Raw genomic sequence first — 26143 nt, 5'->3', positions numbered from 1 at the left:
TTTTCGCAGTCGGCCATTCGCCTGCCCGGATCGAGAACTGTTTCGTCATGCTCATCGGCATCCTGCTGACCATCAACATCATCGTCTGCGTCGTGCTGATCGGCTTCGTGCTGCTTCAGCGCTCGGAGGGCGGGGCGCTCGGCATGGGCGGCGGCGGAGCCGGCAATTTCATGACCGCCCGCGGCGCCGGCGACTTCATGACCCGGATGACCTGGATCCTGTTCTCGGTGTTCATCGTCGTCAGCCTGATCCTGACCGTGCTGACGGGCCGCCTGGGCGGCAGCGATTCGGTGGTCGACAAGCTGAAGATCGACAATCTCGACACCAAGACCCTGAACGCCCCCGCGACTCCGGCCGTTCCGGCGCCGACCACGCCCGCCCCGATCCAGGCCCCGACCCCGCAGCTCGGCGCGCCGACCGTTCCGGCTCCGGCGACGGCTCCGGCCCAGACGCCCGCCCAGTAAGGGCCAAATCCCTGGTCTCCGCCCCCTTAGGGGCGGAATCCCGGTCCCCCGCCCGGTAGGGGCGGAATCTTTGTGTTGATGAACGGCGGTCTTTTCGCCGCGACGGCCGAATCGCAGGTAATCTGAGCGCCCATGACGCGGTACATCTTCATCACCGGCGGCGTGGTTTCCTCGCTTGGAAAAGGCCTCGCCTCCGCAGCGCTCGGCGCTCTCCTGCAGGCTCGCGGTTACTCCGTCCGCCTGCGCAAGCTCGACCCCTATCTGAACGTCGATCCGGGCACCATGAGCCCGTATCAGCACGGCGAGGTGTTCGTCACCGACGACGGGGCCGAGACCGACCTGGATCTGGGGCACTACGAGCGCTTCACCGGGGTGTCGGCCAAGAAGGCCGACAACATCACCACCGGCCAGATCTACAAGACGATCATCGAGAAGGAGCGCCGCGGCGACTATCTGGGCGCGACCGTCCAGGTGATTCCGCACGTCACCAACGAGATCAAGGACTTCGTCCTCTCGCCCGCCATGGACGAGACGGGCCAGAAGGCCGTCGACTTCGTGCTGGTCGAGATCGGCGGCACGGTCGGCGACATCGAGGGTCTGCCTTTCTTCGAGGCCATCCGCCAGCTGCGCCAGGACCTGCCGCGCGGCCAGAGCTGCTACGTGCACCTGACCTTGCTGCCGTTCATCAAGACGGCCGGCGAGATGAAGACCAAGCCGACCCAGCACTCGGTCAAGGAACTGCGCTCGATCGGCATCCAGCCGGACATCCTGCTCTGCCGCTGCGAGCAGGACATCCCGGTCGAGGAAAAGCGCAAGATCGCCCAGTTCTGCAACGTGCGCCCCAGCGCCGTGATCCAGGCCATGGACAGCGCCTCGATCTACGCGGTGCCGATCGACTATCACAAGGAAGGCCTCGACGCCGAAGTGCTCGACGTCTTCGGCATGCACGACGCGCCCAAGCCCGACCTGTCGCGCTGGGAAGCCATCGACCAGACCGTCCAGCATCCCGATGGGGAAGTGACGATCGCCGTCGTCGGCAAATATACCGTGCTCAAGGACGCCTATAAGTCCCTGATCGAGGCCCTGCACCACGGCGGCCTGGCCAACAAGGTCAAGGTCAACCTGGACTGGGTCGAGAGCGAGACCTTCGAGGGCGACGAGAACGCGGCCGCGGCCCGCCTCGAGAACGCCCACGCCATCATGGTGCCCGGCGGCTTCGGCGAGCGCGGCGCGGAAGGCAAGATCCGCGCGGCCCAGTTCGCCCGCGAGCGCAAGGTGCCGTATTTCGGCATCTGCTTCGGCATGCAGATGGCCGTCATCGAGACCCTGCGCAACGTCGCCGGCATCACCGACGCCAGCTCCAGCGAGTTCGGCCCCACCGAACGCCCGGTCGTCGGCCTGATGACCGAGTGGATCAAGGGCAACGAGATGGTCTCCCGCAAGGCCGGCGACGACCTGGGCGGCACCATGCGCCTGGGGGCCTACGACGCCGTCCTGCAGCAGGGCTCCAAGGTCGCGCAGATCTATGGTGAGACCGACATCGTCGAGCGCCACCGTCACCGCTACGAGGTCAATATCGGCTACAGCCACAAGATGGAGGAGGCGGGTCTCAAGCTCACCGGCCGCTCTCCGGACGGCGTGCTGCCCGAGATCGTCGAGCGCGAGGACCATCCGTGGTTCATCGGCGTGCAGTTCCACCCGGAACTGAAGAGCCGTCCGTTCGCCCCGCACCCCCTGTTCGCCAGCTTCATCGCGGCGGCCAAGGAGCACGGACGACTGGTCTAAACTGGCGAGTTGCATGTCTGGAGAGATTCAGGCATAAGCGCGCCCTCACGCGGCGACCTGGGCTTTCCCGAGTCGCCGCTTCCGATTTTCACGCTCAGCGAGCAGAGTCACTTCGATGGCCGTTCCCAAAAGAAAAACTTCGCCTTCTCGCCGGAACATGCGCCGGTCGCACCACGCCCTGGGCGCTAACTCGTTCATCGAGGACAAGGACACCGGCGAGCTGCGTCGTCCGCACCACGTCGATCTGAAGACCGGCCTGTACAACGGCAAGCAGATCCTGACCCCGAAGGAAGACTAAGGTCTTTCTTCCCGGCGCGGCCTCCTCCCGGAGGCGCTTCGGCAGGATCTAGCGTCTGACGCTTCGAAAGCGCCGCCCGGCTCGCCCGGGCGGCGCTTTTCGTCGTTTATGGCCCCAAGCGGTGCTAGGATGGCTTCCGGACCGCCATTGGGACGGTCCCAACAAAGCCAGGAGCGCGGTCAGCGCCCGAGTATCTGAGTTGGAGCCCCGAAAGGACTCCGGGCGCGATCGAGACTCCGGCGGCCTGGGAGGTTCGCCATGTTCACGCGTCGCACCCTTGCCTGCGGCCTGGGAGCGTCCCTCGCCGCGTCGCCGTTGGCGGCCCACGCGCTCTCGCCCGGCCAGGTCCCGCCGACCGTATCGCCGGCCGAAGCGTCGCCGCCTCCGGTGCTGCCGACCCTGCCGCTCTACGTCATCGACACGTCCCTCGACGATTCCGAACGGATGACGGTCGAGACCACGATCAACGGTCAAGGGCCGTACCGCTTCGTCGTCGATTCGGGTGCCGACCGTTCGGTGATCTCCGAGCCCCTGGCCGCCCAGCTGCAACTGCCGCGGGGACGAGACGTCATGGTCCACGGCATCGGCGGTTCGGCCATCACCCCGACCGCGCGCATCGATCATCTGGCGACCGGGGAGGCGCGGCTGGCCGGTGTCGAACTGCCGATCCTGGAGATTGGGCGCGTCGGCGGCGACGGCCTGCTGGGCGTCGACATCCTCCAGGACCGCGCCGTGGTCATGGACTTCAAGAAGAAGCGCCTGGAGGTCCGCCACAGCACGCCCGAATACCGCCACGCCCGCCGGCCGCAGGAGGTGCAGGTGATGGGCGACGAGCGCTTCGGCCGGCTGACCGTGGTCAACTGTCGGGTCAACAACATCCGCACCCTGGCCTTCATCGATTCCGGGGCGGGCTCTTCGATCGGCAACATGGCCCTGTCGCGAGCCATCCAGGCCCGCCAGCGGCGCGGCGCCGACCCGGCCCTGGCCGTGCGCCTGCTGGGCGTGGCCGGCGGCGAGACGATCGGCGAGTACCGGGTCCTGCGGTCGATGAACATGGGCGATCTGCGGATGACCAATCTGGCCGTGGTCTTCGCCGACCTGCACATCTTCGAGCACTGGAAGATCAGCGACAAGCCGGCGATCCTGCTCGGCGTCGACGTCCTGAAGCTGTTCGCCCGCGTCGAGCTGGACTTCGGATCCGAGCAGCTGCTGTTCCGCCTGGGCGCCGGTCGGCCGACCCTCCAGGCCTGACGGAACGGAACTTCGATATCGTCGAACGCCGGTCTTGGTTGCGGCGACGCGGCGGCGCGGCTAAGGGGAACCCGCCTTTTCTTTCGGGAGCTCCCATGACCGAGATCGTCGACATCATCGCCCGCGAAATCCTCGACAGCCGCGGCAATCCGACGGTCGAGGTCGACGTCGTCCTCGAGGACGGCGCCTTCGGTCGCGCCGCGGTGCCGTCGGGCGCCTCGACGGGCGCCCACGAAGCCGTCGAAAAGCGTGACGGCGACAAGTCGCGCTACCTTGGCAAGGGCGTCCGCCAGGCCGTGGAAGCCGTCAACGGCGAGATCTTCGACGCCCTGTCGGGCGTCGACGCCGAAGACCAGCGCCGCATCGACAGCCTGCTGATCGGCCTGGACGGCACGCCGAACAAGGCCCGCCTGGGCGCCAACGCCATCCTCGGCGTCTCGCTGGCCGTGGCCAAGGCCGCCGCCGAGTCGGCCGGCCTGCCGCTGCACCGCTATATCGGCGGCGTGAACGCCCGCGTCCTGCCGACCCCGATGATGAACATCATCAACGGCGGCGCCCACGCCGACAACCCGATCGACATCCAGGAATTCATGATCCTGCCGACCGGCGCGGCCAGCTTCTCCGAAGCCCTGCGCATGGGCGCCGAGATCTTCCACGGCCTGAAGAAGGCCCTGAAGGACGCCGGTCACAACACCAACGTCGGCGACGAAGGCGGCTTCGCCCCGAACCTCGCCTCGGCCGAAGCTGCGCTCGACTTCATCGTCAAGGCCGGTGAAGCCGCGGGCTACAAGGCCGGCGACGACTTCCTGCTGGGCCTGGACGTCGCCTCGACCGAGTTCTTCAAGAACGGCAAGTACGAGCTGGAAGGCGAGGGCAAGTCGCTCGACCCGTCGCAGATGGTCGACTACCTGGCCGACCTCGTCTCCAAGTTCCCGATCGCCTCGATCGAGGACGGCATGGCCGAAGACGACTTCGCCGGCTGGAAGCTGCTGACCGACACCCTGGGCAAGAAGGTCCAGTTGGTCGGCGACGACCTGTTCGTCACCAACCCCAAGCGCCTGCAGATCGGCCTCGACCAGGGCCTGGCCAACTCGATCCTCGTGAAGGTCAACCAGATCGGCACGCTGTCGGAAACCATCGACGCCGTCGATCTGGCCCACCGCCACGGCTACACCAGCGTCATGAGCCACCGCTCGGGCGAGACCGAGGACAGCACCATCGCCGACCTGGCCGTGGCCCTGAACTGCGGTCAGATCAAGACCGGCTCGCTGGCCCGTTCGGACCGGCTGGCCAAGTACAACCAGCTCCTGCGCATCGAGCAGCAGCTGGAAGACCAGGGCGTCTACGCCGGCCGCGCGGCCCTCAAGGGCCGTTGAACCCCGCCCTGGTCCTGATCGACCTGCAGCGCGCCATCGACTATCCCGTCTGGCGCGCCGCAGGTCCCAGGAACCATCCCGAAGCCGAGGCCAGGGTCGCCGATCTTCTGCGGCTCTGGCGCGGCCGGGACTGGCCGGTCTTCCATGTCCGGCATCTCTCCACGAATCCGAACTCCACCTACGCCTCCGATGGCCCGGGCGCAGCCTTCAAGCCCGAGGCCCAGCCGCTTCCCGGCGAGCCTGTGATCGGCAAGTCCGCCCACAGCGCCTTCGTCGGCACGGATCTCGAAAGCCGCCTGCGTGTGGCTGGGATCGACACCCTGGTTATCGCCGGGGTCATCACCAACAATTCGGTCGAAGCCACGGTGCGTCACGCCGGCGACCTGGGCTTTCAGGTGCTGCTGGCCCACGAGGCCTGCTTCACTTTCGCTCGCCGCGACTGGAGCGGCGTTCTGCGATCGGCCGAAGAGGTCCACGCGATGTCGCTGGCCAATCTCGACGGCGAATACTGCGACGTGGTCGACAGCGCCGCCCTGACGGAGCGGCTGGGCCTCTAGCCCTGCACCAGCTGCGCCCGGGCCTTCACGTCGGCCAGGGTGACGTCCTTCTTCATGACCATGTAGCCGGTCACCGCGTGCCAGGCGTCTTCGCCCTGGCCGTCGGTCTCCGCGCCCGTTGCGCCGCCGTTGACGCGGTCGGTGGTGGGCATGACCGGGCGGCCGGGGAGGGCGATCTCGCCCAGCACCAGGTCCTTGGCGTCGTTCGTCCTGCCGCGCCAGCCGCAGGTCTCGAACCGCACCAGCCGTTCGGGCGCGAAGGCCTGGGTCAGCAGCATCAGCTTCATCGTGCCCGTGGCGGCGGTCTCGGCCTGCAGCATGGCCCGCGCCTCGATGCGCGCCACCGAGCGGCCGTAGGTCACCCAGCGGTCCTCGCCCTCCCAGAGGGTCTTGAAGATCGAGGCGTTCATGGGGATCACCAGCCCGCCGCCGAAGTCGAGCCTGGGCGGGTCGCCCTTGATCATGTTCGGACCGCCCTTGCGGCCCTTCACGACGCCGGTCTCGCTGGGTTGGCGGGCGGCCGCCGGAAGCGCGAAGGCCGCGCCGGCCAAACCGAACAGGGTCTCTCTACGAAGCATGTCGTCCTCCCCGAGACGCTCGATCGGCGCCATCGTGCACGCCTTGGCTGCACAAACTCAACCTTGAGAATGCAGCTGAGCCGCTGGACGGCGGCGATTCTGAGGCGACGGCGCCCTGAAAAAAGGCGTGACCGGTGTTCGACCAAAAAAGATCGACCACATTTTTTCTAAAAGCTCTGCCGACTTTAGAAAAACAGAGGTTTCGACTGTTCTCGCGTGTGCGAACGAAATGCCGCGATGCGGTATCTCGATGCCCCTGAAACGGTCTCATTTGAAAGTATTTTGCGGCCGATCGGATGCTATTTGCAAGCCCTTTGCAGGGTTGGGGATTTAGACCGTGTTAAGCACGTTCTGGCAGCCTGAAGCTCCCTGTCCGGGATTCGCCGATGTTCGCTCGACTGCAACCCTACCTGCCGACCGCGGCGCTCCTCCTGCTGATCACCTACTTCGTCTTTCACGCCCTGACGGGCGAGAGAGGCCTGCTTTCCTCGTCTCAACGCAACGCGGACTTGGCCGCCAAGACGATGGAACTTAAGAAGATCCGCGCTGAGAGGATGGACCTGGAGGCCCGGGCTCGTCTATTACGCAGCGGCAGCCTGTCGGCCGATCTCCTGGAGGAACGTGCGCGTTCCCTCCTTGGATACGCCGACCCCAAGGACTACGTGATCCGCACCAAGCGTTGAGCTCGGACGGTTCTCGCCAGTCCCAGGCCGCCTTGTAGACCACACTCCAGGTTGCAGCCTGGAGGGCGGTCCTGAGCGTCGACACGAGCGCATTCCAGCGCCCAAAGCCGCCTAGCGGCGGCGATGGATGCCTCTGAGATGAAGGCCGTTATGACGATTGGCCAGGGAGAGTTTAATGGCGCGAACGCGCAAGGGTGAAGCTCCGACGGAGAAGGGCGCCGACACCGGTGTCAACGCCTTCGTCGGCAAGGAAGAGCTTCTCAAATTCTATCAGGACATGCTGCTGATCCGCCGCTTCGAGGAGCGCGCCGGCCAGCTTTACGGCATGGGCCTGATCGGCGGGTTCTGCCACCTTTACATCGGTCAGGAAGCCATCGCGGTCGGCATGCAGTCGATCCAGCACAAGGGCGACCAGATCATCACGGGCTACCGTGACCACGGCCACATGCTGGCCGCCGGCATGGACCCCAAGGAAGTCATGGCCGAGCTGACCGGCCGCGCGGGCGGTTCGTCGCGCGGCAAGGGCGGCTCGATGCACATGTTCGACATCGAGACTGGCTTCTACGGCGGCCACGGCATCGTCGGCGCCCAGGTGGCGCTCGGCACCGGCCTGGCGCTGGCCAACCACTACAAGGGCAACGGCAACGTCTCCTACGCCTATTTCGGCGACGGCGCGGCCAACCAGGGCCAGGTCTACGAGAGCTTCAACATGGCCCAGCTGTGGAAGCTGCCGGTCGTGTACGTAATCGAGAACAACCAGTACGCCATGGGCACCAGCGTCGAGCGTTCGGCGTCGGAAACCGCCTTCCACAAGCGCGGCGTGTCGTTCCGGATCCCGGGCGAGGAAGTCGACGGCATGGACGTGGTGGCCGTGCGTGAAGCTGGCGCCCGCGCCAGCGAGCACGCCCGCAGCGGCCAGGGTCCCTACATCCTCGAGATGAAGACCTACCGCTACCGCGGTCACTCGATGTCCGACCCGGCCAAGTACCGCACCAAGGAAGAGGTCGACGAGGTCAAGACGACCCGCGACCCGATCGACCACATCAAGGAACGTCTGGCCGCGGCCGGCGTCACCGAGGACGATCTGAAGACCGTCGACGGCGAAGTGAAGCGCATCGTGGCCGAAGCGGCCGAGTTCGCCCGCACCAGCCCCGAGCCGGACCCCTCCGAACTCTACACCGACGTATACCTGGAGGCCGCCGAGTGACGGACATCCTGATGCCCGCGCTTTCCCCCACGATGGAGGAAGGCACCCTGGCCAAGTGGCTGGTCAAGGAAGGCGACACCATCAAGGCCGGCGACGTCATCGCCGAGATCGAGACCGACAAGGCGACGATGGAAGTCGAAGCCGTCGACGAGGGCGTGATCGAGGCCATCCTCGTTCCCGCCGGCTCGGAGAACGTCAAGGTCAACACGCTGATCGCCAAGCTGGCCGGCGAAGACGGCGCCTCGGCGTCGGCTCCGGCCGCCGCTGCGCCTGCCGCTGAAGCCGCTCCGGCGGCTGCGCCGGTCGCCGCTGCTGCTCCGGCCCCGATCGCCGCCTCGGCCTTCGCGGATCCGGAACTGCCGGAAGGCACGCCGACCAAGAAGATCACCGTGCGCGACGCCCTGCGCGACGCCATGGCCGAAGAGATGCGCCGCGACGACCGCGTGTTCCTGATGGGCGAGGAAGTCGCTCAGTACCAGGGCGCCTACAAGGTCAGCCGCGAGCTCCTGCAGGAGTTCGGCGACAAGCGCGTCATCGACACCCCGATCACCGAGCACGGCTTTGCCGGCATGGGCGTCGGCGCGGCGATGGCGGGCCTGAAGCCCATCGTCGAGTTCATGACCTGGAACTTCGCCATGCAGGCGATCGACCACATCATCAACTCGGCGGCCAAGACGCTGTATATGTCGGGCGGCCAGATCAAGTCGTCGATCGTGTTCCGCGGCCCCAACGGCGCGGCCTCGCGCGTCGGCGCCCAGCACAGCCAGGACTACGCGGCCTGGTACGGCAACATCCCGGGCCTGAAGGTCATCGCGCCGTACGACGCGGCCGACGCCAAGGGCCTGCTGAAGGCCGCCATCCGCGACCCGAACCCGATCGTCTTCCTCGAGCACGAGATGATGTACGGGCACGAGTTCGACATCCCGGACGTCGAGGACTACGTCGTGCCGATCGGCAAGGCCAAGGTCCGCCGTCAGGGCACGGACGTGACCCTGGTGGCCTACAGCCGCATGGTGGGCTTCGCCCTGCAAGCCGCTGAAGCGCTCGCCGCCGAAGGCATCTTGGCCGAGGTCGTCGACCTGCGGACCATCCGTCCGATGGACCACGCCACGGTCCTGGAAAGCGTCAAGAAGACCAACCGCCTGGTCACGGTCGAGGAAGGCTGGGGCCCGATGGGCGTCGGCGCCGAGATCGTCGCCCGCATCACGGAGTTCGGCTTCGACTATCTGGACGCCCCGCCGCTGCGGGTGCACCAGGAAGACGTGCCGCTGCCCTATGCGGCCAACCTGGAAGCCCTGTCGCTGCCTTCGGTCGACAAGATCGTCAAGGCGGCCAAGGCGGTCTGCTACCGCTGAGACCGGCGCGGCCCTCGCCCCTGACGGGCGGGGGCCGCATCGTCTTGGCCAACGAATTCATCCCGTCTCAAACGGGGTATCGCGGACGACGGCCCAGCACACCATCGGGGCCGACACCGTCCCGAACGATTGAGGAAAAAGCTCAATGTCGATCGACATCCTGATGCCCGCCCTGTCGCCCACCATGGAAGAGGGCACCCTCGCCAAGTGGCACGTCAAGGTCGGCGACACCGTCAAGGCCGGCGACGTCATCGCCGAGATCGAGACCGACAAGGCGACCATGGAAGTCGAAGCCGTCGATGAAGGCGTGATCGAAGCCATCCTGGTCGACGCCGGCACGGAAAACGTCAAGGTCAACGCGCTGATCGCAAAGCTGGCGGGCGAGGGCGACAGCCCCGCGCCGGCGCCCAAGGCCGAAGCGCCCGCCGCCGCCGTCGCCGAGGCCCCGAAGGCTGCCGCTGCTCCGGCTCCCGCCGCCGCCCCGGCCGCGCCGGCTCCGGCCGCTCCGGTCGCCGCCGACGGCTCGCGCGTCTTCGCTTCGCCGCTGGCTCGCCGCCTGGCCGCCGCCGTCAGCCTCGACCTGAAGTCCATCAAGGGCTCGGGTCCGCACGGCCGCGTGGTCAAGTCGGACGTCGAAGCCGCCAAGTCGGGCGGCGCGCCTGCCGCCAAGGCTGCGCCGGCTGCCGCCCCCGCCGCCGCTTCGGCCCCGGCCGCCGAGCCGCGCAAGGTGCAGTCGCTGGAGCAGATGGGCATCCCCGCCGGCTCGTACGACCTCGTCCCGCTGGACGGCATGCGCAAGACCATCGCGCGCCGCCTGACGGAAAGCTTCCGCGACGTGCCGCACTTCCCGCTGACGATCGACATCGAGCTGGACGGCCTGCTGGCCGCTCGTTCGAAGATCAACAGCCTGCTGGAAGGCCAGGGCGTGAAGGTGTCGGTCAACGACATCGTCATCAAGGCCGCCGCCGTGGCGCTGAAGCGCGTGCCGGAGGCCAACGCCTCCTACACGCCCGAAGGCATCGCCATGCATAAGCATGCCGACATCGCCGTGGCCGTGGCCATCGACGGTGGCCTGATCACCCCGATCATCCGCGCCGCCGAGACCAAGGGCCTGGCCCAGATCTCGGCCGAGATGAAGGACCTGGCCGCCCGCGCCAAGGCCAAGAAGCTGAAGCCCGAGGAATTCCAGGGCGGCACCTTCTCGGTCTCCAACCTCGGCATGTTCGGCATCAAGGCCTTCTCGTCGATCATCAACGAGCCGCAGGGCGCGATCATGAGCGTCGGGGCCGGTGAGCAGCGCCCGGTCGTCAAGAACGGCCAGCTGGCCGTGGCCACGGTGATGACCGTGACCCTGACCTGCGATCACCGCGTGGTCGACGGAGCGGTCGGCGCCAAGTTCCTGGCGGCCTTCAAGCCGCTGATCGAAGAGCCCCTGACCCTGATCGTCTAAGGGCGCTCGATAAATCCTCGCCTCGCGATCAAACGCGGGGCGGGGATTTCGAAAGCGGCGCGACGGGGCCCCATCCTGGGCTTTTCAGGACGGGGACGGCCCCGGGGAGAACACGCGATGTCGGTCTATGAATTCTCGGCCAAGACGCTTGAAGGCAAGGACGTCAGCCTGGCGGACTACCGCGGCCAGGTGCTGCTGATCGTCAACACCGCCAGCAAGTGCGGCCTGACCCCGCAATACGAAGGCCTGGAAGCGCTCTACAAGGCTAGCAAGGATCGCGGCCTGACCATCCTGGGCTTTCCCTGCAACCAGTTCGGCGCGCAGGAGCCGGGCACGGCCGAGGAGATCGGCAGCTTCTGCTCGCTGACCTACGACGTGACCTTCCCGATGATGGCCAAGATCGACGTCAACGGCCCGCAGGCCCACCCGCTCTACGCCTATCTGAAGAAGCAGCAGAAGGGCGTGCTGGGCACCGAAGGCATCAAGTGGAACTTCACCAAGTTCCTGATCGACCGCGACGGCAATGTCGTCGAGCGCTTCGCCCCGACCACCAAGCCTGAAGAGCTCCAGGCGGCCGTCGAGGCGCTGTTATAGATTTCCCAGGCCGGCCCGCGGGCCGGTCGTTCGACGCCGCCGCTCCCCCGTGCGGCGTCCAAGCTAGGGTTAGACTACCATGTCCACGGAATTCGATGTCGTCGTCATCGGCGCCGGTCCGGGCGGCTACGTCGCCGCCATCCGCGCCAGCCAGCTGGGCCTGAAGACGGCGATCGTCGAGCGCGAGAACCTGGGCGGCATCTGCCTGAACTGGGGCTGTATCCCCACCAAGGCGCTGCTGAAGTCCGGCGAGATCTTCGAACAGCTGTCGCATCTCGACAGCTACGGCTTGGCCGTCGAGAAGCCCTCGTTCGACTTCACCAAGATCATCGAGCGCTCGCGCGGCGTGGCCAAGACCATGTCGGGGGGCATCGCCTTCCTGATGAAGAAGCACAAGGTCGAGGTCATCGAGGGCGAGGCCAAGCTCGAGAAGGGCAGCCCCGCTCCGAAGGTCGTGATCGCCCTGAAGGCCGGCGGCAGCCGCACGGTCCAGGCCAAGAACGTCATCCTGGCCAGCGGCGCCCGAGCCCGCAACATCCCGGCCATCGGCGCCGTTTCAGACGGCGACAAGGTCTGGACCTACCGCGACGCCCTGGCCCCGAAGTCGATGCCCAAGTCGCTGGTGGTCATCGGTTCGGGCGCCATCGGCATCGAGTTCGCCAGCTTCTACCGCGCCCTCGGCGCTGAGGTGACCGTCGTCGAGGCCGTCGACCGCATCATGCCGGTCGAGGACGCCGAGGTCTCCAAGGCCGCCCAGAAGGCCTTCGAGAAGCGCGGCATCAAGTTCCGCATCGGCGCCAAGGTCACCAAGATCGACAAGACCGCCTCGGGCGTGTCGGTGTCGGTCGAGGTTGGCGGCAAGGCCGAGCAACTGACCGCCGAGAAGTGCATCGTCGCCATCGGCATCGTTCCGAACACGGAAGGCACGGAAGCCGTCGGCCTGACGCTCGACCGCGGCCACGTGGTCACCGGCAAGCACGGCGAGACCAACGTGCCCGGCCTCTACGCCATCGGCGACGTCGCCGGCGCGCCCTGGCTCGCCCACAAGGCCAGCCACGAGGGTATCCACGCCGCCGAGCACATCGCCGGCTACAAGACCCCCAACGTCCACTCGCCGATCCCGGGCTGCACCTACGCCAACCCGCAGGTCGCCTCGGTGGGCTACACCGAAGCCGGCGCCAAGGCCGCGGGCCTCGAGGTCAAGGCCGGTCGTTTCCCGTTCAAGGTCAACGGCAAGGCCGTGGCCGCCGGCGAGACCGAGGGCTTCGTCAAGACCGTGTTCGACGCCAAGACCGGCGCCCTGATCGGCGCTCACATGATCGGCCACGAAGTGACCGAGATGATCCAGGGCTTCGTCACGGCCATCACGCTGGAAGCCACCGAGGAAGACCTTCACGGCATCGTCTACGCTCACCCGACCATGTCGGAAGCCATGCACGAAGCCTCGCTCGACGCCTACGGCCGCGTCCTGCACATCTGATCCGGCGAGGCTTTTGGAGTTCGTCCGAACACGGATGAACTCCAGTCCTTGGGGCTGTCCCAGACATACTTTGTCACGGGACAGCAAAGGCCCGGTCGCTCAGAGAAGGCCCGTCCGGCGCTCCGCCGGGCGGGCCTTCTGCATTCCGGGTGACGACTTTGCGCGCCTCCATCCTGCTTCCGCTGGCGACCGGCGTCGCCGGGCTTTGCCTCGCCGCGTCTACCGCCCAGGCCCAGGACGGGTCGCTGAGCGCCAACGAGGCGGCCGCCTTGCGAGCCGAAATCGCCACCCTTAAGGCCCAACTCCTGCGTATGGAGCAGCGCCTCGACGGCGCGACCGGCGCGCCGCAGCGCACGGCCCCGCCCACCACGCCTCCCGCCACGGTCGCGGCCGCCAAGCCCGCGCCCCAGACCGAGATCGCCTGGAAGGGCTCGCCGCAGTTCACCGCCAGCGGCGGGCGCAGCTTCAAGGCCAAGGGCCGCATCCAGACCGATGTCGGCTATGTCGGCCGCCCCGACGGCTCGACCGATCGCGGCCTCGGCTACGCCGCCGAGATGCGCCGCATCCGCCTGGGCGGGGAGGGGAGCCTGGGCGCCGGCATCGGCTACAAGCTGGAGCTGGAGCTCTCCGACAACGGCGTCGACCTGGTCGACACCTTCGTCACCTACAAGACCGGCCCCTGGCAGTTCGCGCTAGGCAACCAGAACCAGTTCCAGTCCCTGGATGAACTGACCGGCGACACCTCCGGCTCGGTCATGGAGCGTGCGGCCTTCACCGACGCCTTCAGCTTCGAACGCCGGCTGGGCCTCGCCGCGCAATACGAGAAGGCCGCCTGGCTGCTGCAGGCCGGCCTGTTCTCCGACGACATCACCGCCCTCTCCAACGACAGCGACGGTGCGAGCGGCGGCGACGAGAACAACAGCTACGGCCTCGACGGCCGCCTGGTCTACGCGCCCAAGCTCGGCAAGACCCAGCTGCACCTGGGCGGCTCGGCCCATTGGCGTGACCTCAAGCGGGTCGGCGACGCCGGCACGCGCTATCGCCAGCGCCCTTACGTCCACACCAGCAACACCCGCCTGATCGGCACCTCGACGCTCGCTGTCAGGGACGAGGCCCACTACGGCCTGGAAGCCGCCTTCGTGCGCGGCCGCCTGCACGGCGCGGCCGAAACCCACTGGCTGGAGAGCGACCTGGCGACCAGCCCGGACGCGCGGTTCTTCGGCGCCTATGCCGAACTGGGCTGGTTCCTGACCGACGACACCCGCGGCTACAAGTCCGGCATCTTCGACCGCGCCAAACCCAGGAAGCCCTTGGGCGGCGGCGGGATCGGCGCGCTGCAGGTCAACGCCCGCTACGACCATCTCGACCTCAACGACGGCCCGATCGTCGGCGGCCGGCAGGACGCGCTGATCGCCGCCCTGATCTGGCAGCCGGTCGAATATCTGCGCTTCAACCTCAACCACGCCTACCTGGCGTATAGGGACGCCACGCCCCTGGCCGATGGAGATCGGGATTATGGGGTGCACGTCACCGGCGCGCGGATGGAGCTTGACTTCTGACCCTCTCCCAGAGGGAGAGGGAGGGGCCCGCGCGAAGCGTGGGAGGGTGAGGGGTTACGCCGCCAACCGGCGTGCCGGCACGCCGTCTTCAGTCCCTAACCCCTCATCCGACGGCTACGCCGCCACCTTCTCCCTCTGGGAGAAGGAAGAAAAACTAAGGCCGCTTCCGCACCTGCGCATCGACGCTCCATTCCCCCGGCCCCGTGAACACCAGGTAGAGGAACACGAAGCTGAACAGGATCGCCGCCTCGCCGCCGTTCAGCGCAGGCCAAAAGCTCTTGCCGGCATGGGCCAGGAAATAGGCCACGGCCATCTGGCCCGACAGCAGGAAGGCCATGGACCGGGTGAACAGGCCCAGCACCAGCAAGGCCCCGCCGACTACCTCCAGCACGGCCGCGGCCAGCAGCAGCGGCGGCAGGGGATCGGGCGCGCCGGGCTGGGCGGCGGGGAAGTGGAACAGCTTCATCAGGCCATGCTCCATGAACAGCAGGGCGGCGATGATGCGCAGCAGGCTCAGCACCCGCGGGGTCCACACGTGCAGTCGTTCCAAGGCGTTCTCCCGTTCCGTCGCTTCGGTTCACATGGTCGGCCGTCGTCTCCGAAAGGGGGCGACGGCCGCAAGCTCTACTGAAACGCCCGGGGAGAGGCGAAGGTTCTTCAGGCGCGGATCAGGCCGCGTGGCTGTCCGTCTCGGCCATGCGCTGGATGGCGACATAGTCGGTCTTGCCGCTGCCCAGCACCGGCACCTGGGTGACCTTGAGGATCTTGCGCGGCACGGCCAGTTCCGGCGCGCCGATGGCCTGGGCGTGAGCCACCAGCGGCGCGGCGGTGGCGTTCTGGCAGTCGGTGACCAGGATCAGCTTCTCGCCCTTCTTCTTGTCGGGCATCGAGATCACCGCGTGGCGGCCGTTGGGCCACACGGCCACGGCCAGGTCCTCGGCCGCGGTCAGAGACACCATCTCGCCGCCGATCTTGGCGAAGCGCTTCACCCGGCCCTTGATGGTGATCCACTGATCGTCGGTCATGGTGACGACGTCGCCGGTGTCGTGCCAGCCGCCCTCGGGGGCGTCGATGCCGCCGTCCTCGCGCAGGTAGCCCGACATGATGTTGGGACCGCGCACGTAGAAACGGCCGCCCTCGGCGATGCCCTCGACGGGCTCCAGGCGCGTCTCGATGCCCGGCAGCAGGCCGCCGACCGTGCCGGCGCGGTTGTCGGTCGGTTTGTTGACCGCGATGACTGGCGAGGCCTCGGTCGCGCCATAGCCTTCCAGCACCGGCACGTCGCCGAAGCGGTCCTTGATCAGGGCATGGGTCTCGTCGCGCACCTTCTCGGCGCCGCAGACGATGAACTTCAGCGCGCCCAGCTCGTCTGTCTCGGAGGCCCGGGCGTACTGGTTGACGAAGGTGTCGGTGGCCAGCAGCAGCGAGGCCCCGCAGTCCTTGATCAGCGGCGGGATCTGCTTGGTATGCAGCGGCGAGGGGTATTCGAACGCCTTCATGCCTTGCAGCAGCGGCAGGATCACGCCGGCGGTCAGGCCAAAGCAGTGGAACACCGGCAGCGGGTTGAACATCACCCAAGCCGGATCCAGCGGAATGTGGGCGGCGATCTGGGCGGCGTTGGAGACCAGGTTGGCCTGGCTCAGCACCACCCCGCGCGGCGCGCCGAAGCTGCCGGAGGTGAACAGCACCACGCCCTTGTCGTCGGGCTTGGCTGGGCTGCGAAACTGGCGCGGGAAGGCGCCGGCGGCGGCGGCGAACAGCTTGTCGGTCAGGCCGATCGTCTTGCGGACGTCTTCCAGGTAGACGACCTTGGCCAGGTCGTCGATGGCGTCGACCACGTCGTGCAGCTTGCCCAGTTCGATGAACTTGTGGGCCGTCAGCACGGTCTTGATCTGGGCGAGCTTCACCGCCGCCTTGATGTTCCGCAGGCCCGCCGTGAAGTTCAGCATGGTGGGCACGCGGCCGAAGGCGTGCAGGGCGAAGAAGGTCACGACCGCGCCCGAGCCGGACGGCAGCAGCACCCCGACATGCTCGCCAGGCTTGGTCATGGCCGCGATCTTGCGGCCCAGGGCGAAGCTCGCCCGGATCAGGTCGGTATAGGAAAGCGGGTTACGGTCCTGGTCTTCCAGGATCGGCTTCTTGGCCCCGAACTTGTCCTTGGCGTCGATCAGGGCGTCGAAGAGCGCCTTGTGGCCGTCTTCGGCTTTAAAAACTACCGGCATGCCGGCGAAACCTCCCACAAAGGCGTCAGTTCCGCCCTCGTTCGATTGAGCCGGGAGCCTAGCGATCCTGGCGAGCTTTGCAAAGTTCGGTCACGCTTCGTGATCGAACCGCGTTCTTCAGGTGGGGCGCGAAGCCTTGCGGCTCAAGGCCTGGGCGCGTTTTGACGGCCGGTCTGGCCGATCGCCTCGATCACCGCCGCCAGCCAGGGTCCCCGCACCGAATCCCGTTCCAGGTGCAGGGCGTGGCGTCCGCCCGGCAAGCGGGTTTCGCGGCAGTTCGCCAGGGCCTTGCAGACGCTGGCCTGGGCGAAGGCCGGGGTGACGGTATCGGCGTCGCCGGCCAGCAGCACCGTCGGGGTCTTCACGCCGGCGAGGTCATGGGCCGTGGCGTCGAGCACGTCGTAATAGGCCGCGTACCAGCCCAGGCTCGGCCCGCCCATCCGCAGGTCCGGATTGGCGGTCTGCCAGGCCAGGGTCACCGCGCCGCGCACCGGATCGGCGGTCAGGCCCTCGGCCCGGTCGTCGGGGCCGTCGCGCCGCCAGCCGGGCGCGCCGGGCCAGGCCAGGAACGACAGCTTCAATCGCCGGGCCCAGCGGGCGGCGTCCACCAACTGGGTTTTGGGGCGGGGCAGGCGCGACAGCTCGAAACTCGGCGCCGACAGCACCAGGGCGTCGGCCATCAGCCCTTCCTCGACGGCGCGCAGGGCCACCAGCCCGCCCTGGCCCTGGCCGAGCACGGTCAGCGGCAGGCGGCCGTCCGGGCGGATTACCACCTTGACCATGGCCTTGGTCGCCGTGACGTCGGGCGCGAAGCTCTCGACGTGTCCGCGATCGCGCCGGCCGGCCAGCCGTTCGGAGCCGCCCTGGCCTTGGCGTTCGAGAATCCAGACCACCACGCCCTTGGCGTTGAGGTCGCGCGCCGTCTCGAACCACGTCTCGGCGCTCTCGCCATAGTCGGTCAGGATCAGCACCTGGCGGGTCGGGGCGCCGCTGGGAGCCGAGACGCCGTAGCGCTGCACCGCGTTCTCGCCCACCTGGACATAGCCCCATGCCCAGCCGCCCGGCGGCAGGAACCGGCGTTCGAGTCCCGGCGGGGCGCGGCTGTCGGCGAACGGCGCGCGCGATCCTTGCTCGCCGCAGGCGAAAAGGGGGGCGACGAGCAGCAGAGCCAGGGCGAAGCGACGCATATAGGCCACTCATTTCGCGCCTTTGCGCCGCATGCAAGATCGAGAGCTTGATCCGGAGGCCAAGAAGGCCGATCTAGGCCAAATGGTCACGTTGATCGACACGCTGAAGGCTCGCGGTCCCGAGGAACGCGCCGTCCGCCACCCCGAAAAGCAGAATCGCCCGGACTCTCCGGTCCTGCGTAAACCCGACTGGCTGCGCGTGCGCGCGCCGGGCTCGGGGCAGTACAACGAGACCAAGGGCATCGTGCGCGAGCACAAGCTGACCACGGTCTGCGAAGAGGCGGCCTGCCCGAACATCGGCGAGTGCTGGAGCCAGAAGCACGCGACCATGATGATCATGGGCGAGATCTGCACCCGCGCCTGCGCCTTCTGCAACGTCACCACCGGCATGCCGAACGCCCTGGACGCCGACGAGCCGCGCCGCGTGGCCGAGGCCGTCGCCAAGATGGGCCTCAAGCACGTGGTCATCACCTCGGTCGACCGCGACGACCTGGCCGACGGGGGCGCAGCCCACTTCGCCGAGGTCGTGACCTCGATCCGCGCCGCCGCGCCGGGCACGACCATCGAGATCCTGACCCCCGACTTCCTGCGCAAGGACCGGGCCGAGAACGTGGTCATCGACGCCCGTCCGGACGTCTTCAACCACAACCTCGAGACCGTGCCGCGGCTCTATCTGAAGATCCGCCCCGGCGCCCGCTACTACCACTCCCTGCGCCTGCTTGAGCGGGTCAAGGAGCGCGATCCCTCCCAGTTCACCAAGTCCGGCCTTATGGTCGGCCTGGGCGAGACCAAGGAGGAGGTCATGCAGGTGATGGACGACATGCGCTCGGCCGGCGTCGATTTCATCACCATCGGCCAATACCTGCAGCCGACCCGCAAGCACGCCGCCATCGATCGCTTCGTTACGCCCGACGAGTTCAAGGCTTATGAGGCCATCGCGCGCGCCAAGGGCTTCCTGATGGTGTCGTCCAGCCCGCTGACGCGCTCGTCGCACCATGCGGGCGAAGACTTCGCCAAGCTGCAGGCGGCCCGCCGCGCGCTCGACGCCAAGGCTGGCTGAAACTTGCACCGCCATGCCGTCACCCGGGTGCTGCCCTACGCGCCCGAGCAACTCTTCACGCTGGTCGGCGACGTCGAGGCCTATCCGGCGTTCGTGCCGTGGATCACGGCCATGCGCACCTGGAACGCCAGCGAGACCGGCGAGGTCAGCTCGGTCGACGCCGAGGCCCAGGTCGGTTTCTCGTTCCTGCGCGAGAAGTTCGCCACCCGCGTCCGCCGCGACCGGTCGGACCTGACGGTGGTCGTCAGCCTGCTGTACGGCCCGTTCAAGCGGCTATCGAACCAGTGGCGGTTCTCGCCCCACCCGGACGGGACGACCATCGACTTCGTCATCGACTTCGCCTTCAAGTCGCGGATGCTCGACGCCCTGCTGGCGGCCAACATGGACCGGGCGGTCGACAAGTTGATCGCCTGCTTCGAAGCGCGCGCGGCGCAGCTCTACGGGGCGAAGGGGTAGCTCCCAAACAAAAGTCATCGCCCGCTTTATGCGGGCGACCCAAGCCGATTTGGCCACATCCTGACACGCTGCTTGGGTCGCCCGGACAAGCCGGGCGATGACCTCCTAAGGGGGAGTGGGCAGGGCGGACGCTAATCCCGCTTCCCCGCCGCCTCTTCCACGCGATCGGCGAAGTCGCCCAGATTCGCGAACAGGTTCTCCACCGCGAACACCAGGCCGAAGGTCCGCGCCGCGTCGTCGAAGCCCAGTTCCCGGGTCGCGCCGACGTCGCGCATGCCCTCGACGGCGTCCTGAAAGGTCTGGTGGCCGGCGGCGAAGGCGATGCGGTCGGGCCTGGGTGAGCCCGACAGGCTCTGGGCCACGCCGCGCAGATAGGCTGACGACGCCGCCAGCATGGCCGCGGTGGGCGGCGCCAGCGTCGGGGCGGGCAGGGCCTCGCGCAGCGCCCGGCCGATCATCACGCAGTCGTTGCGCAGCCTCCACAGCGTGCGGGGCAGGGCGTCCGACACCGAGCGGTCGGACAGCTTGCTGGCCGTCTCGCGGTCGGCCTCGGTCATCGCCGTCTGCAGCTTGGCGAGCGCCTTCAGCGTCTCGTCGTAGTGGGCGCGGGGGTCGAGTTCGGTCGGCGCGCCCTCCAGTTTGGCGGCGTAGTGCGACAGCAGGTCGGCCAGCAGCCCCGCCGCCTTCTGGCCGCTCGACACCACCGACTGGTGCGCTCGGGCCGGGAAGATCAGCAGGGTGGCGGCCACGCCGACCAGGCTGCCGACGGTGATCTCGGCCACCCGCAGGAACGCCGCCGTCAGCGGGTCCATGTGCGTGGTGGTGCCGATCAGCATGATCACGGCGGTGATCGGCGCGACCTTGAACGCTGGGCGCACGGCGGCCAGGAAAGCGAGAGCGGCGGCGGTGACCGCCAGGATCAGCCCGCCCCACTCGGGGTGGCGCATGTGCAGCCAGGCGGCCAGCGCGCCAGCGGCGGCTCCGACCACCGTGCCCATGAACCGCTCGATCGAGGCGGTGATGGTCGCGCCCAGGCTCGACTGCACGACGATGACGGCGGTGAACACCGCCCAATAGCCTTGCGGCAGGCGCAGCAAGGTGGCCAGGGCGTAGGCCGCCACGACCGCCGCCGACACCCGCACCGCGTGGCGCAGCTCGCTCTTGCGCTTGGCCGCCGCGGCCAGGGCCGAGCGCGAAAAGCCCGCCCCGACGAACCGCCGCCAGTCGGAGGGCGCGCTGTCGGGCATCAGGCCACGGCCTCGCGCAGCATTTCCAGCGCCGTGCGGATCGCCGCCAGCTGCACCGCCTCGCGCGTCTCGCCGTCGAAATGCTCGTGCCGATGGACGACCGAACGGTTGGCGCGGGCGATCGCGAAATGGACGGTGCCGACCGGCTTCATCGGCGTGCCGCCGCCGGGACCGGCGATGCCGGTGATGGCCACGGCCACATGGGCGTTGCTGTTGGCGAGACCCCCTTCGGCCATCATCCGCGCCACAGGCTCCGACACCGCGCCGTGGTCGGCGATCAGGTCGCCCGGCACGCCGACCATCTCGCTCTTGGCGCGGTTGGTGTAGGTGACGAAGCCGCGCTCGAAGACGTCCGAGGCGCCGGAGATGGCGCAGATCGCGCCCGCCACCAGCCCGCCGGTGCAGCTCTCGACCGCGGTCAGACGCAGCTTCTTCTCGCGCGCCTCGTCGATCAGCAGTCGGGCCAGGGTTTCGATCTCGATGGGAAACATGCCGCGACTCCTTTGAGCGCCAGTCTAGAGCGGCGTTTCCACCGTCGCCACCGCCTGGGCCGCCAGGCCCTCGCCACGGCCGGTGAAGCCCATCTTCTCGGTGGTGGTCGCCTTGACGCTCACCCGGTCGAGCGGCAGGTCGAGGATCTCGGCCAAGCGCGCCCGCATCGCCTCGCGGTGCGGCTTGATCTTCGGCCGCTCGCAGATCAGCGTCACATCGACATTGATCAGCCGCCCGCCACGCTGGCGCACCAGGTCGGCGGCGTGGATCAGGAATTTGTCGGAAGCCGCGCCCCTCCATTGTGGGTCGGTCGGCGGGAAGTGGTCGCCGATGTCGCCGTCGCCGATCGCGCCGAGGATGGCGTCGGTCAGGGCGTGCAGGCCGGCGTCGGCGTCGGAATGGCCGATCAGGGTCTCGTCGTGGGCGATCTCGACGCCGCACAGCCAGACCGACTCGCCGGGACCCCAGCGATGTGCGTCGAACCCCTGGCCGATGCGGGTGATGCGGGCGCCGCCCGCCAGCCGTTCGGCCATGGCGAAGTCCTCCGGATAGGTCAGTTTGGTCAGCAGCGGGTCTCCAGCCGAAATGGCGACCTTGCCGCCGTCGGCCTCGACCACCTGGGCGTCGTCAGTGGGCTCGGCCTCGCCGCTCCAGGCGGCGTAGGCGGCCAGCAGGCGGTCGCGGCGGAACGCCTGCGGGGTCTGGGCCCGCCAGAGACCGTCACGCGAGGTGGTGGTCGCGCCGGCATCGCCAGCCCGCTTGAGGGTGTCGGCCACGGGCAGGGCGGGAACCACGCCGTCGGCGTCTTCCAGGGCCGTCAGCACACCGTCGACGACGGCCTTGCTGAGGAACGGACGGGCCGCGTCGTGCACCAGCACCGGCTCGTCGGCCGGGCGATGGGCGAGGGCGGCCAGGCCCGACCGCACCGACAGGGCGCGAGTCGCGCCGCCCGGGGCGAACCGCCAGCCGTCGAGGCCGGCCAAGGTTTCGCCCAGGACATCCTGCATCGTGGGATCGGTAACGATTGCGAGATCGGCGGCGCCCGCCGCCAGCAAGGCCTCGACCGACCAGCGCAGGACCGGCTTGCCCGCCAGATCCCGCCACTGCTTGGCCTGGCCGGGTCCGGCACGGGTGCCGCTACCTGCGGCGACGACGACGGCTGAGAAGGTCATGGCCCGTGTCTAACGTTGTCGTCGCGCATGTCCAGCGAACGGAGGGCTTTACTGCGCTGCACAATGTGCCTAAAAAGACAGCGGTGGGGATGATCATAAAATGAGCAAGCAGCTCGAAGTCGGCGCCGTCACGGTGCCCGGACGGGTGTGGATTGCGCCTATGACAGGCGTTTCCGACCTTCCGTTCAGAGAAACGGCCACGCGCTTAGGCGCATCCTATGTGGCCACCGAAATGGTCGCCTGTGCCGAATTCGCGCGCGGTCGCCCTGACGTGGTCCGCCGTGCGGCGGTCGGCGAGGGCCTGCCGCTTATGGTCGTACAGCTTGTCGGCCGCGATCCGGAGCATATGGCGCACGGCGCCCGCCTGGCGGCTGAAGCCGGGGCCGAGATCATCGACCTGAACTTTGGCTGCCCCGCCAAGGAAGTCACCGCCGGCGCCGCGTCGGGCTCGGCTCTGATGCGCGAGCCCGACCTGGCCGAAGCCCTGGTCGCCGCCGCCGTCCAGGCCGTCGACGTGCCCGTCACTGTCAAGATGCGCCTGGGTTGGGACGACGCCAGCCGCAACGCGCCAGATATCGCCGCCCGCGCCGAAGCCGTCGGGGCCCGCGCCATCACCGTCCACGGCCGCACCCGCTGCCAGTTCTACAAGGGCGAGGCCGACTGGTCCGCCGTCGCCGCGGTCAAGAACGCCGTCTCCGTGCCGGTGCTGGTCAATGGCGACATCACCGACGCTGACAGCGCTCGCCGGGCGCTCGAACAGTCGGGCGCCGACGGCGTCATGATCGGCCGCGGCGTCTACGGCCGCCCCTGGATCGCCCAGGCCATCGAGGCCGCCCTCGACGGGCGCGACTTCATCGAGCCCGAGGCCGACGAGCGCCTGGCGATCGTCCTGACCCATTTCCGTCGCAGCTTGGCCTTCTACGGCGAGCGCCTGGGGCTGAAGATGTTCCGCAAGCACCTGGCGTCCTACATCGAAGCCGCGCCTTGGCCCGAAAGCGCCGAGGCCCGCCGCCAGGCGCGCGCCAGCCTTTGTCGCATCGAAGATCCGGCCGTCCTGGAGGTCGCGCTCGCCGACCTCTGGCTGGCCGGCGGGAGGATGGCCGCATGACCGATCGCGCCCGAGCCATTACCGGCCCAGCGCTGGACGCCCTGAAGGCCGCGGCCTTCGAGCTCAGCCCCGAACCGGCCCTGGTGGTCGATCGGGACGGCGCCCTGGTGGCCGTCAACGAAGCCGCCGAGGCCCTGTTCGGCCACGGCCTGTCGCTGCTGGCCCGGGGCCGTTTCCGCGCCGCCCTGCCGCCGGGCTCGGTTCTGGTCTCGCTGATGGATCGCGCCGTGTTCGAAGGCGCTCTGGTCCGCGAGCACGGGGTCGAGGTCAATCTCTTCGGCCAGCCGCCGTTCGAGGCCGACGGCGCCGCCTCGCCGCTGGGCGACGGCTCGGTGCTGCTGACCCTGCACGTGAAGGGCGCGCTCAGCGTCGAGCGCGCTGGCGAAGCCGCCGGCCTGCGCTCGGTGGTGGGCCTTGGCCGTATGCTGGCCCACGAGATCAAGAACCCGCTGGCCGGCATCCGTGGCGCGGCCCAACTGCTGAAGACCGGCGCCAGCGCGGCCGACCAGCCGCTGGCCCAGCTGATCGTCGACGAGACCGACCGCATCCGTCGCCTCGTCGATCGTATGGAAGCCTTCTCCGACCAGGCCCCGACCCCGCGCGAGGCGGTCAACATCCACCAGGTGCTGGATCGCGTGCGCGCCCTGGTCGTCAACGGCGTCGCCGACGGCCTGCGCTTCCGCGAGCAGTTCGATCCCTCGCTGCCGCCGGTCTGGGGCGACGAGGACCACCTGATCCAGATCTTCCTGAACCTGGTGAAGAACGCCTCCGAAGCCGCCCACATGCGCGGCGACGGCCGTGGCGAGCTGGTCATCCACACCGCCTGGCGCCCCGGCGTGCGGGTGCGCGGCGTGGACGGCAAGCCGGCTTCCAGCGCGCCGATCGAGATCCGCGTGCAGGACAACGGTCCGGGCGTTCCGCAGAGCCTGCGCGACCACCTGTTCCAGCCCTTCGTGACCACCAAGGCCAACGGCACGGGCCTTGGCCTGGCGTTGGTCACCAAGCTCGTGACGGCCCATGGGGGGCTGATCGATTTCGAATCCGAGCCCGGCCGCACCGTGTTCCGTGTGCTGTTGCCAGTGGCGCCCGAACCTTCCTTGGGAGACGCGTGAGTAGATGAACGCCGCCAACAAGAAGATTCTCATCGCGGACGACGATTCCTCGGTGCGTCTCGTCCTCAGCCAGGCCTTCACCCGCCTGGGCTACCAGGTCCGGGCCACCGGCAACGCCACCACCCTGCTGAAGTGGGTCAGCGACGGCGAGGGCGATCTGGTCGTCACCGACGTGATGATGCCCGACGAGAACGTGTTCGACGTGCTGCCGCGCATCCGCAAGGAGCGCCCGAAGCTGCCGATCATCGTGATGAGCGCGCAGAACACCCTGCTGACGGCGGTCAACGCCGCCGACGCCGGGGCCTTCGAGTACGTCTCCAAGCCCTTCGACCTCGACGATGTCACCGCCGCCGCCCGCCGCGCCCTGTCGCGCCCGGCCGACGCCGAGGCTTCCAAGGCCCAGGCCCGCGCCATGCGTGACGAGCGCCTGCCGCTGATCGGCCGTTCGGCGCCGATGCAGGAGGTCTATCGCACCATCGCCCGCCTGGTCGGCGCGGACCTGACCGTGCTGATCCTCGGCGAAAGCGGCACCGGCAAGGAGCTGGTCGCCCGCGCCCTGCACGACCTGGGTCGTCGCCGCGACGGCAAGTTCGTGGTCCTGAACCTGGCGGCCGTGCCGCGCGAGCGGGTCGAGACCGAACTGTTCGGCCGCGGGGAAGGGGACCTCGGCCGCCTCGTCGAAGCCGACGGCGGCACGCTGTTCCTCGACGAGATCGGCGACATGCCGCTCGACGCCCAGACGCGCCTGCTGCGGGTGATCGACGGCACCGAGCCGGTCGTGAACCCCAAGACTGGCCGTCGCCCCAACGTGCGGATCATCGCGGCCACCAACCGTGACCTGCGCGGCCTGATCCAGCAGGGCCTGTTCCGCGAGGACCTGTTCTTCCGCCTCAACGTCGCGCCCGTGCGCCTGCCGCCGCTGCGCGACCGTTCGGAAGACATTCCGGACCTGGCCCGCACCTTCCTGCTGCGCGCCAACCGCGAAGGTCTGCCGGCCAAGACCATCGACCAGAGCGCGCTCGATCGCATGAAGAGCCACTCCTGGCCCGGCAACGTGCGCGAGCTGGAGAACCTGATCCGGCGGATGTGCGCCCTCTATGCCGAGGAGCTGATCACCGCCCGCATCGTCGATCGCGAGCTACAGGACCATTCGCCCGCGCCCCGCGCCGACGAAGGCCCGGTGACCCTGGCGGCCCTGGTCGAGCGCCACCTGGCCTCGCACTTCGCCGAACAGCCCGACGGCGTGCCGGCCGCCGGTCTCTACGACCGCGTCCTGCAGGAGGTCGAGCGTCCGCTGATCCAGCTGACCCTGTCGGCGACGCGCGGAAACCAGGTGCGGGCGGCCGAAATCCTCGGCCTGAACCGCAACACCCTGCGCAAGAAGATCCAGGACCTGGGCGTCGAGATGAGCCGCGGCCGCCGATAGGCGATCAACGGTTTTTCTGCTGAC

The 26143-nt window shown here is 68.4% G+C and carries 25 protein-coding genes; 18 read left to right on the top strand and 7 right to left on the bottom strand.

The window, feature by feature from the left end:
* The first annotated feature begins 47 nt into the window (after positions 1-47).
* From secG to I4Q42_RS08655, 6 genes are all read left to right on the top strand, one after another.
* Entirely contained in the window at positions 48-464 is a 417-nt protein-coding gene (gene secG, locus I4Q42_RS08680) for a preprotein translocase subunit SecG (RefSeq protein WP_198575669.1), read from the top strand.
* Positions 465-596: 132 nt separating this feature from the next.
* Positions 597-2249, top strand: coding sequence for a CTP synthase (locus tag I4Q42_RS08675; protein ID WP_198575668.1), 1653 nt, complete (start codon positions 597-599; stop codon positions 2247-2249).
* A 115-nt stretch (positions 2250-2364) separates the two neighbouring features.
* Positions 2365-2547, top strand: a complete 183-nt coding sequence (gene rpmF, locus I4Q42_RS08670; RefSeq protein ID WP_110122084.1) for a 50S ribosomal protein L32 — start codon at positions 2365-2367, stop codon at positions 2545-2547.
* A gap of 258 nt (positions 2548-2805) precedes the next feature.
* The gene (locus tag I4Q42_RS08665) at positions 2806-3798 is read left to right on the top strand and encodes a retroviral-like aspartic protease family protein (RefSeq protein WP_198575667.1); all 993 of its coding nucleotides are present in this window, start codon (positions 2806-2808) and stop codon (positions 3796-3798) included.
* Positions 3799-3893: 95 nt separating this feature from the next.
* Positions 3894-5174, top strand: a complete 1281-nt coding sequence (gene eno, locus I4Q42_RS08660) for a phosphopyruvate hydratase (RefSeq protein WP_110122082.1) — start codon at positions 3894-3896, stop codon at positions 5172-5174.
* A complete protein-coding gene (locus tag I4Q42_RS08655; protein ID WP_198575666.1) occupies positions 5171-5731 on the top strand; it encodes a cysteine hydrolase family protein in 561 nt (186 codons plus the stop codon). The genes eno and I4Q42_RS08655 overlap by 4 nt, the downstream gene beginning before the upstream one ends.
* Here the strand turns inward: I4Q42_RS08655 and I4Q42_RS08650 are convergent.
* A complete protein-coding gene (locus tag I4Q42_RS08650) occupies positions 5728-6309 on the bottom strand; it encodes a hypothetical protein (RefSeq protein WP_198575665.1) in 582 nt (193 codons plus the stop codon). The genes I4Q42_RS08655 and I4Q42_RS08650 overlap by 4 nt on opposite strands.
* Before the next feature lie 386 nt (positions 6310-6695).
* Here I4Q42_RS08650 and I4Q42_RS08645 point away from each other — a divergent pair, with 386 nt between their 5' ends.
* From I4Q42_RS08645 to I4Q42_RS08615, 7 genes are all read left to right on the top strand, one after another.
* On the top strand, positions 6696-6992 hold the full coding sequence (locus I4Q42_RS08645) for an FtsB family cell division protein (protein ID WP_058348879.1): 297 nt from the start codon (positions 6696-6698) through the stop codon (positions 6990-6992).
* Between the two features lie 175 nt (positions 6993-7167).
* Complete coding sequence (gene pdhA, locus I4Q42_RS08640) at positions 7168-8199, top strand: pyruvate dehydrogenase (acetyl-transferring) E1 component subunit alpha (RefSeq protein WP_198575664.1); 1032 nt, start codon at positions 7168-7170, stop codon at positions 8197-8199.
* Positions 8196-9554, top strand: coding sequence for a pyruvate dehydrogenase complex E1 component subunit beta (locus I4Q42_RS08635; RefSeq protein WP_198575663.1), 1359 nt, complete (start codon positions 8196-8198; stop codon positions 9552-9554). Before pdhA ends, I4Q42_RS08635 begins: the two co-directional genes overlap by 4 nt.
* A gap of 145 nt (positions 9555-9699) precedes the next feature.
* The gene (locus I4Q42_RS08630; protein ID WP_198575662.1) at positions 9700-11004 is read left to right on the top strand and encodes a pyruvate dehydrogenase complex dihydrolipoamide acetyltransferase; all 1305 of its coding nucleotides are present in this window, start codon (positions 9700-9702) and stop codon (positions 11002-11004) included.
* A 117-nt stretch (positions 11005-11121) separates the two neighbouring features.
* Positions 11122-11598, top strand: a complete 477-nt coding sequence (locus I4Q42_RS08625) for a glutathione peroxidase (protein ID WP_198575661.1) — start codon at positions 11122-11124, stop codon at positions 11596-11598.
* Positions 11599-11677: 79 nt separating this feature from the next.
* A complete protein-coding gene (lpdA, locus tag I4Q42_RS08620; RefSeq protein WP_198575660.1) occupies positions 11678-13078 on the top strand; it encodes a dihydrolipoyl dehydrogenase in 1401 nt (466 codons plus the stop codon).
* 158 nt (positions 13079-13236) lie between these two features.
* Positions 13237-14637: an OprO/OprP family phosphate-selective porin gene (locus I4Q42_RS08615; protein ID WP_332873047.1), complete on the top strand. Its 1401-nt coding sequence runs from the start codon at positions 13237-13239 to the stop codon at positions 14635-14637.
* 154 nt (positions 14638-14791) lie between these two features.
* On the opposite strand, the gene I4Q42_RS08610 is transcribed toward I4Q42_RS08615, so the two are convergent.
* From I4Q42_RS08610 to I4Q42_RS08600, 3 genes are all read right to left on the bottom strand, one after another.
* Positions 14792-15187: a DoxX family protein gene (locus I4Q42_RS08610; protein WP_198575658.1), complete on the bottom strand. Its 396-nt coding sequence runs from the start codon at positions 15185-15187 to the stop codon at positions 14792-14794.
* Positions 15188-15305: 118 nt separating this feature from the next.
* Positions 15306-16859 carry an AMP-binding protein gene (locus tag I4Q42_RS08605; protein WP_198575657.1) on the bottom strand — a complete coding sequence of 518 codons (1554 nt, stop codon included), beginning with the start codon at positions 16857-16859 and terminating at the stop codon, positions 15306-15308.
* A 143-nt stretch (positions 16860-17002) separates the two neighbouring features.
* Entirely contained in the window at positions 17003-18046 is a 1044-nt protein-coding gene (locus I4Q42_RS08600; protein ID WP_198575656.1) for an alpha/beta fold hydrolase, read from the bottom strand.
* A 31-nt stretch (positions 18047-18077) separates the two neighbouring features.
* On the opposite strand from I4Q42_RS08600, the gene lipA reads away from it, so the two are divergent.
* Complete coding sequence (lipA, locus tag I4Q42_RS08595; RefSeq protein WP_198575655.1) at positions 18078-19106, top strand: lipoyl synthase; 1029 nt, start codon at positions 18078-18080, stop codon at positions 19104-19106.
* Between the two features lie 3 nt (positions 19107-19109).
* Positions 19110-19562: a type II toxin-antitoxin system RatA family toxin gene (locus I4Q42_RS08590; protein ID WP_198575654.1), complete on the top strand. Its 453-nt coding sequence runs from the start codon at positions 19110-19112 to the stop codon at positions 19560-19562.
* Positions 19563-19693: 131 nt separating this feature from the next.
* Here I4Q42_RS08590 and I4Q42_RS08585 read toward each other — a convergent pair whose 3' ends face one another.
* The 3 genes from I4Q42_RS08585 to I4Q42_RS08575 are packed head-to-tail and all read right to left on the bottom strand — an operon-like array spanning position 19694 to position 22473.
* Positions 19694-20809 (bottom strand): FUSC family protein, encoded by a 1116-nt coding sequence (locus I4Q42_RS08585; RefSeq protein ID WP_198575653.1) that lies wholly within the window; start codon positions 20807-20809, stop codon positions 19694-19696.
* On the bottom strand, positions 20809-21300 hold the full coding sequence (locus tag I4Q42_RS08580; protein WP_198575652.1) for a CinA family protein: 492 nt from the start codon (positions 21298-21300) through the stop codon (positions 20809-20811). The genes I4Q42_RS08585 and I4Q42_RS08580 overlap by 1 nt, the downstream gene beginning before the upstream one ends.
* A gap of 24 nt (positions 21301-21324) precedes the next feature.
* Positions 21325-22473 (bottom strand): bifunctional 2-C-methyl-D-erythritol 4-phosphate cytidylyltransferase/2-C-methyl-D-erythritol 2,4-cyclodiphosphate synthase, encoded by a 1149-nt coding sequence (locus I4Q42_RS08575; protein ID WP_198575651.1) that lies wholly within the window; start codon positions 22471-22473, stop codon positions 21325-21327.
* 100 nt (positions 22474-22573) lie between these two features.
* Here I4Q42_RS08575 and dusB point away from each other — a divergent pair, with 100 nt between their 5' ends.
* Genes dusB through I4Q42_RS08560 form a run of 3 tightly spaced genes read left to right on the top strand, consistent with a single transcriptional unit; the run spans position 22574 to position 26119 of the window.
* Positions 22574-23581: a tRNA dihydrouridine synthase DusB gene (dusB, locus tag I4Q42_RS08570; RefSeq protein ID WP_198575650.1), complete on the top strand. Its 1008-nt coding sequence runs from the start codon at positions 22574-22576 to the stop codon at positions 23579-23581.
* On the top strand, positions 23578-24693 hold the full coding sequence (locus tag I4Q42_RS08565; RefSeq protein ID WP_198575649.1) for a two-component system sensor histidine kinase NtrB: 1116 nt from the start codon (positions 23578-23580) through the stop codon (positions 24691-24693). The genes dusB and I4Q42_RS08565 overlap by 4 nt, the downstream gene beginning before the upstream one ends.
* A gap of 4 nt (positions 24694-24697) precedes the next feature.
* The gene (locus I4Q42_RS08560) at positions 24698-26119 is read left to right on the top strand and encodes a sigma 54-interacting transcriptional regulator (protein WP_110122062.1); all 1422 of its coding nucleotides are present in this window, start codon (positions 24698-24700) and stop codon (positions 26117-26119) included.
* The last annotated feature ends 24 nt before the right edge of the window (positions 26120-26143 follow it).

Source organism: Caulobacter hibisci, assembly GCF_016135805.1.
Lineage (GTDB): Bacteria > Pseudomonadota > Alphaproteobacteria > Caulobacterales > Caulobacteraceae > Caulobacter > Caulobacter hibisci.
This window is presented reverse-complemented; position numbering and strand designations above follow the sequence as displayed.

Bases quoted from the DNA above. Each gene is read 5' to 3' on its own strand.
- secG (WP_198575669.1), top strand. From the start codon at position 48: ATGCTCATCGGCATCCTGCTGACCATCAACATCATCGTCTGCGTCGTG.
- I4Q42_RS08675 (WP_198575668.1), top strand. From the start codon at position 597: ATGACGCGGTACATCTTCATCACCGGCGGCGTGGTTTCCTCGCTTGGA.
- rpmF (WP_110122084.1), top strand. From the start codon at position 2,365: ATGGCCGTTCCCAAAAGAAAAACTTCGCCTTCTCGCCGGAACATGCGC.
- I4Q42_RS08665 (WP_198575667.1), top strand. From the start codon at position 2,806: ATGTTCACGCGTCGCACCCTTGCCTGCGGCCTGGGAGCGTCCCTCGCC.
- eno (WP_110122082.1), top strand. From the start codon at position 3,894: ATGACCGAGATCGTCGACATCATCGCCCGCGAAATCCTCGACAGCCGC.
- I4Q42_RS08650 (WP_198575665.1), bottom strand. From the start codon at position 6,309: ATGCTTCGTAGAGAGACCCTGTTCGGTTTGGCCGGCGCGGCCTTCGCG.
- I4Q42_RS08645 (WP_058348879.1), top strand. From the start codon at position 6,696: ATGTTCGCTCGACTGCAACCCTACCTGCCGACCGCGGCGCTCCTCCTG.
- pdhA (WP_198575664.1), top strand. From the start codon at position 7,168: ATGGCGCGAACGCGCAAGGGTGAAGCTCCGACGGAGAAGGGCGCCGAC.
- I4Q42_RS08630 (WP_198575662.1), top strand. From the start codon at position 9,700: ATGTCGATCGACATCCTGATGCCCGCCCTGTCGCCCACCATGGAAGAG.
- I4Q42_RS08625 (WP_198575661.1), top strand. From the start codon at position 11,122: ATGTCGGTCTATGAATTCTCGGCCAAGACGCTTGAAGGCAAGGACGTC.
- lpdA (WP_198575660.1), top strand. From the start codon at position 11,678: ATGTCCACGGAATTCGATGTCGTCGTCATCGGCGCCGGTCCGGGCGGC.
- I4Q42_RS08605 (WP_198575657.1), bottom strand. From the start codon at position 16,859: ATGCCGGTAGTTTTTAAAGCCGAAGACGGCCACAAGGCGCTCTTCGAC.
- I4Q42_RS08600 (WP_198575656.1), bottom strand. From the start codon at position 18,046: ATGCGTCGCTTCGCCCTGGCTCTGCTGCTCGTCGCCCCCCTTTTCGCC.
- lipA (WP_198575655.1), top strand. From the start codon at position 18,078: ATGCAAGATCGAGAGCTTGATCCGGAGGCCAAGAAGGCCGATCTAGGC.
- I4Q42_RS08585 (WP_198575653.1), bottom strand. From the start codon at position 20,809: ATGCCCGACAGCGCGCCCTCCGACTGGCGGCGGTTCGTCGGGGCGGGC.
- I4Q42_RS08580 (WP_198575652.1), bottom strand. From the start codon at position 21,300: ATGTTTCCCATCGAGATCGAAACCCTGGCCCGACTGCTGATCGACGAG.
- I4Q42_RS08575 (WP_198575651.1), bottom strand. From the start codon at position 22,473: ATGACCTTCTCAGCCGTCGTCGTCGCCGCAGGTAGCGGCACCCGTGCC.
- dusB (WP_198575650.1), top strand. From the start codon at position 22,574: ATGAGCAAGCAGCTCGAAGTCGGCGCCGTCACGGTGCCCGGACGGGTG.
- I4Q42_RS08565 (WP_198575649.1), top strand. From the start codon at position 23,578: ATGACCGATCGCGCCCGAGCCATTACCGGCCCAGCGCTGGACGCCCTG.
- I4Q42_RS08560 (WP_110122062.1), top strand. From the start codon at position 24,698: ATGAACGCCGCCAACAAGAAGATTCTCATCGCGGACGACGATTCCTCG.